Source organism: Streptomyces sp. SID13666 (assembly GCF_010548325.1).
Taxonomy (GTDB): domain Bacteria; phylum Actinomycetota; class Actinomycetes; order Streptomycetales; family Streptomycetaceae; genus Actinacidiphila; species Actinacidiphila fildesensis.
Genome location: NZ_JAAGLX010000257.1, coordinates 1 through 379, shown reverse-complemented (window position 1 = coordinate 379; position 379 = coordinate 1). Strand labels below are relative to the sequence as shown.

At 65.2% G+C, this 379-nt stretch carries 1 pseudogene; it reads right to left on the bottom strand.

The annotated features are described in order from the left end of the window. Positions 1-379: pseudogene (locus tag G3I60_RS44365) on the bottom strand (endonuclease); the annotation flags it as partial.

Here is a 379-nt window from a genome sequence, read left to right as displayed (position 1 = left end):
GTGTACCGACCGTCGCTTTCGACGTCGTTGAGTGGCGACCGCTTCACGGGCCCCAGGCTGTAACCGGCGATGTCCTGCGGGTCTTCGGCTGCCTGCTTGCCGACCAGGACTACAGTCCACTTCGGGAGCTCACCTACGGCCATGCACTGTTCGATGTACTTCGCGATGAAGCGGGGGCGAACCCTCTGGGCCATGCGGTCGGGCTCGTAGCGGGTGAGGAAGTCCACGACGGCTTCGGAGGGCACCTGCTTCCACGTCACGTTGGCACCCGCCGTCTTCTGGTCGGCGGTGGCCAGGCCGTCGAGCCTGCGTACGAAGTCCCCGAGCACCTTGAGGTTGTGTTCCGGGACCCCGTCGGTGAGGTCGAAGATCACCGTCT